At 58.5% G+C, this 7,835-nt stretch carries 7 protein-coding genes; 5 read left to right on the top strand and 2 right to left on the bottom strand.

Annotated elements, in window-relative coordinates:
• Nucleotides 1-16 precede the first annotated feature (16 nt).
• Together maiA and glcC are read right to left on the bottom strand one after the other, a co-directional pair.
• Nucleotides 17-649, bottom strand: coding sequence for a maleylacetoacetate isomerase (gene maiA, locus M0974_RS28505; RefSeq protein ID WP_297844999.1), 633 nt, complete (start codon nucleotides 647-649; stop codon nucleotides 17-19).
• 225 nt (nucleotides 650-874) lie between these two features.
• The gene (gene glcC / locus M0974_RS28500; RefSeq protein ID WP_297844997.1) at nucleotides 875-1,642 is read right to left on the bottom strand and encodes a transcriptional regulator GlcC; all 768 of its coding nucleotides are present in this window, start codon (nucleotides 1,640-1,642) and stop codon (nucleotides 875-877) included.
• Between the two features lie 233 nt (nucleotides 1,643-1,875).
• Here glcC and glcD point away from each other — a divergent pair, with 233 nt between their 5' ends.
• The 5 genes from glcD to M0974_RS28475 form a co-directional block, all read left to right on the top strand.
• The gene (glcD, locus tag M0974_RS28495; protein ID WP_297844995.1) at nucleotides 1,876-3,375 is read left to right on the top strand and encodes a glycolate oxidase subunit GlcD; all 1,500 of its coding nucleotides are present in this window, start codon (nucleotides 1,876-1,878) and stop codon (nucleotides 3,373-3,375) included.
• A complete protein-coding gene (gene glcE / locus M0974_RS28490; RefSeq protein ID WP_297844994.1) occupies nucleotides 3,375-4,466 on the top strand; it encodes a glycolate oxidase subunit GlcE in 1,092 nt (363 codons plus the stop codon). The genes glcD and glcE overlap by 1 nt, the downstream gene beginning before the upstream one ends.
• A 2-nt stretch (nucleotides 4,467-4,468) precedes the next feature.
• Nucleotides 4,469-5,686 carry a glycolate oxidase subunit GlcF gene (gene glcF / locus M0974_RS28485; RefSeq protein WP_297844992.1) on the top strand — a complete coding sequence of 406 codons (1,218 nt, stop codon included), beginning with the start codon at nucleotides 4,469-4,471 and terminating at the stop codon, nucleotides 5,684-5,686.
• 31 nt (nucleotides 5,687-5,717) lie between these two features.
• Nucleotides 5,718-6,119 carry a heme-binding protein gene (locus tag M0974_RS28480; RefSeq protein ID WP_297844991.1) on the top strand — a complete coding sequence of 134 codons (402 nt, stop codon included), beginning with the start codon at nucleotides 5,718-5,720 and terminating at the stop codon, nucleotides 6,117-6,119.
• A 97-nt stretch (nucleotides 6,120-6,216) separates the two neighbouring features.
• Nucleotides 6,217-7,835: malate synthase G (locus tag M0974_RS28475; RefSeq protein ID WP_297844989.1), on the top strand; the 1,619-nt coding region annotated here is incomplete at its 3' end.

Genomic DNA, 7,835 nt, shown 5'->3' with positions numbered 1-7,835 from the left:
TCTCATATTGAATACATCACTCTGGCTTGTCGGCTTGCGAGTCGGGATGTGCTACCTGAAAAGCACTGTGCTGCAACGCCAAGTGTTCGACCCGGAGAATCTTTGGATAGCCGGTCAGATCAACCTCAAAACGGCGGGCGGCGTAAAGCTGCGGCAGCAAAAACACGTCGGCCAGACCGGGAGCACCGAAACAGAATTCGTCCTCACCGATAAGTGCTTCGACCGAGTTGAAGCCTTCGCTGATCCAATGACCAATCCAGGCGACCACTTCAGTTTCAGGACAAGCAAGCCCACGCAAACGCTTGAGCACCGAAACGTTGTGCAGGGGATGAATATCACAGCCGATCAACGCGGCAACGGCCCGGTGCTGAGCGCGCTGGATCAACTCTTTTGGTAACAAAGGCGGCAGCGGATAGCGTTCTTCGAGGTACTCAATGATCGCCGATGACTGAATGATCACTTCGCCGCTGTCCAACCGCAGCGCCGGCACCCTGCCCTGCGGATCAATCACAAGGTAATCCGGCTTGAGCTGTTCACCGCCGTCGCGAATCAGGTTGACCGGGATTGAGTCGTACGCCACCCCTTTCAACGCCAACGCGATGCGGACTCGATAACTGGAGGTTGAGCGGTAATAGGTAAATAAGTCCACGGGGCTGCCTGCTCTATTGCACGTTCTCCATTAAGGATAGCTGCGGGAGACGTGCCTGCTTATTATTTTCGTAATTTGATTACGCAATGCGTAAGCTGAGGGAGATGGGGATTGATGTCAAGTTGGGTGAATTAGGTCAAACGCCTTCGCGAATGAATTCCACACCGGCAGAATGCAATCCAACCGTGGGACCGAATTCATTCGGGAAGAGTCCGTCATTGACCCTCACGTCCACCCCTCCAACCGCAACGTCGAGCGCACCAACCGCTGCTCTTCGTTTTCGATTTCCTTGAGGTTTTCGCTGATGCTTTGGATATGTGCAATAGCGGCCTTGCGCGCCTGTTCCGGCAGACGGCCAGTAACGGCGTTGTACAGGCGCGCATGTTGCCGGTCTATCTGACGCTTTTGCGGTTCGCGGTGGTAAAGGTTATTGACCGAGGCAAATACCGTGTTGAGCAGCAGGTCCGTCAATGAGCGCAGGGTTTGCACCAGCACTGGGTTATGCGACGCCTCGCAGATGGCCAAGTGAAAGGCATGGTCCAATCGCGCATGCCCGGAGGCTTCCAGCGGTTGACCGTGGGCAGCAATCAGCGCTTCGTAGCTGCGGGTGATCAATACGAAATCGGCATCGGTGCCGCGCAAGGCTGCCAGGCGTGCAGACTCGCCTTCCAGCAGGCTGCGCACTTCGAACAAGTCATACAGTGTGCGCGGCTGCGAGCCAAACAGATGCATCAACGGCGAGGTGGCGGTATGCCCGGACAACTGCGCTACAAATGAGCCTTTGCCCTGTTCGGTGTCAATAATGCCTCTGGCACGCAGTAATTTGAGGCCCTCACGCAGCGCGGTCCTAGACACCCCAAGCTTCTCGGTCAGGCGCCGCTCGGAGGGCAAAATCTGCCCGGTTTTCAATACCCCGTCGACGATTAAGCGTTCGATACGCTCACACACCACGTCAGCAACCTGCGGCGCACGAGGCGCTGAGGACATATTCATGTTATCTCCACTGGTATGACCAGTCACAAACGTAACGACACTTGAATCAATTCAGTAAATTAACTTATTGAAATATATATGTTTTTTAAAATACTAAGGATTATCAAGGAAAAAAAACTGGTTCGACCACCTCCGTAAGTCATGGACAGTACTGCTCCGGCAGCCAATGATGCAAGTCTGTCGATCAGTCGTACCGATTCCCAATAAAAACAACCAAGGGGTGTCAGCCCACCATGAACATCCTTTACGACGAACGCGTCGACGGGGTATTGCCACCTTCCGATAAGGCTGAGCTGTACCTGGCCCTGCGCGAACACCTGCCCGACCTCGACGTCCTTTATGAGGAAGAAGAGCTCAAACCGTACGAGTGCGATGGCCTGTCGGCTTACCGCACCACACCGATGCTGGTGGTATTGCCGCAGCGCATCGAACAAGTAGAAACCCTGCTCAAGCTGTGCCATGAACGTCAGGTTCCCGTGGTAGCCCGCGGTGCCGGCACTGGTTTGTCTGGCGGCGCGCTGCCGCTGGAAAAAGGTGTGTTGCTGGTGATGGCGCGCTTCAATCAAATTCTGGAAATCGACCCGGCTGGTCGCTTCGCCCGTGTTCAACCCGGCGTGCGCAATCTGGCGATCTCCCAGGCGGCAGCGCCGTTCAATCTTTATTACGCGCCGGACCCGTCGTCGCAAATCGCCTGTTCAATCGGCGGCAATGTCGCCGAAAACGCCGGGGGTGTTCATTGCCTGAAATACGGCCTTACCGTGCACAACCTGCTAAAGGTGGAAATCCTCACCGTTGAAGGTGAACGCATGACCCTGGGCTCCGAAGCCCTGGACTCTCCGGGCTTTGACCTGCTCGCCTTGTTTACCGGCTCCGAAGGCATGCTCGGCATCATTACCGAAGTCACGGTCAAACTGCTGCCTAAGCCGCAAGTCGCACGGGTGCTGCTTGCAGCGTTCGACTCTGTGGAAAAAGCCGGACGCGCGGTGGGCGATATCATCGCTGAGGGCATTATTCCCGGAGGCCTGGAGATGATGGACAACTTGGCGATTCGCGCCGCCGAGGATTTTATTCACGCTGGTTATCCGGTGGACGCCGAAGCCATTCTGTTGTGCGAACTCGACGGCGTTGAAGCCGACGTGCATGACGATTGCGACCGGGTCCGCGCGGTACTGGAAAAGGCCGGGGCCACTGAAGTGCGCCTGGCCCGGGATGAAGCCGAACGCGTAAGGTTTTGGGCCGGGCGCAAAAACGCGTTCCCCGCAGTGGGACGCCTGTCGCCGGATTATTACTGCATGGACGGCACGATCCCGCGTCGCGAATTGCCGGGGGTCTTGAAGGGCATCACCGCGCTGTCCGAAGAATACGGGCTGCGCGTAGCCAACGTCTTTCATGCCGGCGACGGCAACATGCACCCCCTGATTTTGTTCGATGCCAACCAACCCGGTGAGCTGGACCGCGCTGAAGCCCTGGGCGGCAAGATCCTTGAACTGTGCGTCAAGGTCGGCGGCAGCATCACTGGCGAACATGGCGTGGGCCGCGAGAAAATCAATCAGATGTGCGCACAGTTCAACAGCGACGAATTGACCTTGTTCCATTCGGTAAAAGCAGCCTTTGACCGTACCGGCCTGCTCAACCCCGGCAAGAATATTCCGACCTTGCACCGTTGCGCTGAATTCGGCGCCATGCACGTGCACATGGGCAAGCTGCCCTTCCCTGAATTGGAGCGCTTCTAATGCTCGCTCAACACCCTCAGGCTCAGGCCGATGTCGACGCCAGCGCCGCGTTGCTGGAGCAGGTCAATCAGGCGTATCAAAACGGCACACCGCTGCGGATTCAGGGTGGTAATAGCAAATCGTTCTTGGGTCGCGAGGTCTTTGGAGAAATCCTCGACACCCGCGCCCATCGCGGCATCGTCACCTACGACCCGACTGAACTGGTGATCACCGCACGCGCCGGCACGCCGCTGCACGAACTGAATGCGGCGCTGGAAGCCGCCGGGCAAATGCTCCCTTGCGAACCACCAAGTTTCAGCGAAAACGGCATCGACGACGCCACCGTCGGAGGCATGGTTGCCGCAGGGCTCTCTGGCCCCCGTCGTCCATGGTCGGGCTCAGTGCGTGATTTTGTGCTGGGAACGCGAGTGATTACAGGCTTGGGCAAACACCTGCGCTTTGGTGGCGAGGTGATGAAGAACGTCGCAGGCTACGACCTTTCCCGCTTACTGACCGGTAGTTATGGTTGCCTTGGCCTGCTGACCGAAGTCTCACTGAAAGTTCTGCCCAAGCCACGCCAATGCATGAGCATCGCCATTGAAATGGACGCCGTACACGCCCTGCGCCGGCTGGCCGAATGGGGCCAACAGCCGATACCAATCAGCGCTGCGAGCCACGACGGCCGGGTGTTGCGATTACGTTTGGAAGGCGGCGAAGGTTCGGTCAAGGCCGCTCACGATCGCCTCGGCGGGGAACCGGTCGACAGCCAGTATTGGCGCGATCTCAACGAGCAGCGCCTGAGCTTTTTTAATGAGGGGCCAACGCTATGGCGCCTATCGCTGCCGAATAATACCGGTGTGCTGGCGTTGCCTGGCGAGCAGTTGATCGATTGGGGCGGTGCTCAGCGCTGGCTGAAATCCGACGCTGATGCCGAGCAGATTCGCGCCATCGTCAGTGAAAACGGTGGTCACGCCACCTGCTACAGCCATGCCGCGTGCGACAGCCCTTTTCAGCCGCTGGTTAACCCGCTGCTGCGTTACCACCGCCAGTTGAAAGCACAACTCGACCCGAAGGGAATTTTCAACCCGGGCCGCCTGTACGCAGAGATCTGACCATGCAAACCACACTCAGCGAAAATGCCAAACTGTTGCCCCGCGCCGAAGAGGCCGAGAGCATCCTGCGCAGCTGTGTGCATTGCGGTTTTTGCAATGCCACCTGCCCGACTTATCAACTGTTAGGCGATGAGCTGGATGGCCCACGTGGGCGCATTTACCTGATCAAACAAGTGCTGGAAGGCAACGAAGTCACCGAAAAAACCCAGCTGCACCTGGACCGTTGCCTGTCCTGCCGCAACTGTGAAAGCACCTGCCCATCCGGCGTCGACTATCACAACCTGCTGGACATTGGTCGTGCAGTCGTCGATCAGGCCGTACCGCGCCCACTGAACCAGCGCCTGATGCGCAGCGCAATCCGCGCGGTAGTGCCCAACGCGACGCTGTTCAAAAATTTGATTCAGCTCGGCCGGACCTTTCGTCCGCTGATGCCAGCGGCACTCAAGGCCAAGCTGCCCCGGCAGATTCACCCAGCGCGCCCACGCCCTACCGAGCAGCATGCACGCCGTGTGTTGATGCTCGAAGGCTGTGTGCAACCGGGCTTGTCGCCCAATACCAATGCCGCCACCGCCCGGGTCTTGGACCGCTTGGGGATCAGTATCACCCCCATCAGCCAGGCCGGTTGCTGCGGCGCGGTGGATTACCACTTGAATGCACAAGAGGCAGGATTGAACCGCGCCCGGCGCAATATTGACGCCTGGTGGCCGAGCGTCGAAAACGGCGCCGAAGCCATCGTGCAAACCGCCAGTGGTTGTGGTGCGTTCGTCAAAGACTACGGGCACCTGCTCAAGGACGATCCGGTCTACGCCAGCAAGGCGCAAAAAGTCAGCGCCCTGACCAAGGACCTGGTGGAAGTACTGCGTGAAGAACCGCTGGAAAAGCTCGGGATAAAGAGCGACCTGCGCCTGGCGTTTCATTGCCCTTGCACCTTGCAGCATGCACAAAAGCTCGGCGGCGCAGTCGAAAGTGTGCTGAGTCGACTGGGCTTTAACCTGACCGCCGTGCCGGATGGGCACTTGTGCTGCGGCTCAGCCGGGACCTATTCAATTACCCAACCCGAGCTGTCGCTGCAATTACGCGACAACAAAATGAATGCGTTGGAAAGCGGCAAGCCGCAGGTCATCGTCACTGCTAACATCGGGTGCCAGACCCATTTGGACAGTGCTGGCCGAACCCCGGTCAGGCACTGGATCGAACTGGTCGAAGACGCGCTGCACTAATCGATTTAATAACGTTTTATTGGAGAGTCAGATGAAAACCAAAGCTGTATTGGGCCAGACCGAAGTTAGCCAGATCCTCGCTGCCGCACGTGCCGAAGCACTGAAAAACAACTGGGCCGTGTCGATCGCCGTGGTTGACGATGGCGGCCACCCGTTGGCCATGGAACGCCTGGACGGCTGTGCAGCGATTGGCGCCTACATCGCGATGGAAAAAGCTCGCACGTCAGCGCTAGGCCGTCGCGAATCCAAGGGTTATGAAGACATGGTCAACGGTGGCCGCAACGCCTTCCTGTCCGCCCCCTTGCTGACGTCCCTTGAAGGCGGCGTACCGGTCATCGTTGACGGCCAGGTGATCGGCGCAGTGGGTGTGTCTGGGGTTAAAGCCGACCAGGACGCCCAAGTGGCTAAAGCCGGTGCTGACTGTTTTAAATAATCATCGCTAAAACCTGTAGGCGCTGCTGTTCTGAGCGATGCGAGCCTTCGGCAGCTCCTGCAGGGATTGCTTTACGAATTCAACAAGAGAGCCCGACATGACCGATTTCGTTACCTGCCAACGCCTGACAGTGGCGGCCAATCTGCAACGTTTTGTCGATGACGACGTACTGCCGGGAACCGGCCTCGACCGTAACGAGTTCTGGGCCGGTTTCGATGCGCTCGTCCATGAACTGGCGCCGCTAAACCGCGCGCTGCTGGCCGAACGGGATCGCTTGCAAACTGAGTTGGACACCTGGCATCGGGCTCATCCTGGCCCTATCAGCGACATGCCGGCCTACCGTGCCTTTCTGACCTCGATTGGTTACTTGCAGCCGCAACCGGCTCACGTACAAGCCAGCACCTCCAATGTCGATATCGAAATCAGCAGCCAGGCCGGCCCGCAATTGGTGGTCCCGGCAGTCAACGCCCGCTATGCACTGAACGCCGCCAACGCCCGCTGGGGCTCGCTGTATGACGCGCTGTACGGCACCGACGCCATCGCCGAAACAGACGGTGCGGAAAAAGGCAGTGGCTACAACCCGGTACGCGGCGCCAAAGTAGTGGCTTTCGCTCGCGCGTTCCTCGACCAGGCGGCTCCGCTGGCCAGTGGCTCCCACGTTGATGCCCAGCGTTACGCCATCGAGTCCGGAACGCTGTTGGTGACATTGGCCGACGGCAGCCAGACGCACCTCAAGCAACCTGAGAAATACATCGGCTATCAAGGCGAAGCGAATCAACCCATCGCCATTCTGTTGAAGAATCATGGCCTGCACGTTGAAATTCAACTCGACGCGACCAGTGCAATCGGCAAGACCGATGCTGCGGGCGTGAAGGATTTACTGCTGGAAGCCGCAGTGTCGACCATCATCGATTGCGAGGATTCAGTTGCAGCAGTGGACGCTGACGACAAGGTCTCGGTGTACCGCAACTGGCTCGGCCTGATGAAGGGCGATCTGACAGAAGACTTGGTCAAAGCCGGCAAAACCATTACCCGCCGCCTGAACGCTGACCGCGAATACATTGCCGCTGACGGCAGTTCATTGAAGCTGCACGGTCGCTCGCTGCTGTTCATCCGCAACGTCGGCCACTTGATGACCAACCCGGCGATTGTCGACGGTGAGGGCCATCAGATTCCCGAAGGCATTCTCGACGGCGTGATGACCAGCCTCATCGCCCTGCATGACTTGGCCCGTCGCGGCAACTCGCGCACTGGCAGCGTGTACATCGTCAAACCAAAAATGCACGGCCCAGCCGAAGTCGCGTTCGCAGCGCAATTGTTCAGCCGTGTTGAAGACCTACTGAAGTTGCCGCGCAATACCCTGAAAATGGGCATCATGGACGAAGAGCGGCGCACCAGCGTCAACCTCAAGGCGTGTATCGCTAGCGCATCGACCCGCGTTGCATTCATCAACACCGGCTTCCTCGACCGCACCGGCGACGAGATGCACAGTTCCATGGAAGCCGGCGCGATGTTGCGCAAAGGCGAGATGAAAAACACCCCTTGGATCAAGGCCTACGAGCGCAGCAACGTGCTGGTTGGTCTGGCGTGCGGCTTACGTGGTCGGGCACAGATCGGCAAAGGCATGTGGGCCATTCCGGACCGCATGGCCGACATGCTGAGAACGAAAGTCGGGCATCCGCGTGCGGGCGCCAACACGGCATGGGTTCCTTCACC

This window comes from Pseudomonas sp. (assembly GCF_026224925.1).
In the GTDB taxonomy this organism is placed as follows: Bacteria; Pseudomonadota; Gammaproteobacteria; order Pseudomonadales; family Pseudomonadaceae; genus Aquipseudomonas.
Note: the sequence above shows the minus strand (reverse complement) of the source record. Positions and strands in the feature narration are given on the sequence as shown.

Excerpts from the sequence above, each read along its gene's own strand:
- glcC (WP_297844997.1), bottom strand. The coding sequence starts at position 1,642 with ATGAATATGTCCTCAGCGCCTCGTGCGCCGCAGGTTGCTGACGTGGTG.
- glcD (WP_297844995.1), top strand. The coding sequence starts at position 1,876 with ATGAACATCCTTTACGACGAACGCGTCGACGGGGTATTGCCACCTTCC.
- glcE (WP_297844994.1), top strand. The coding sequence starts at position 3,375 with ATGCTCGCTCAACACCCTCAGGCTCAGGCCGATGTCGACGCCAGCGCC.
- glcF (WP_297844992.1), top strand. The coding sequence starts at position 4,469 with ATGCAAACCACACTCAGCGAAAATGCCAAACTGTTGCCCCGCGCCGAA.
- M0974_RS28480 (WP_297844991.1), top strand. The coding sequence starts at position 5,718 with ATGAAAACCAAAGCTGTATTGGGCCAGACCGAAGTTAGCCAGATCCTC.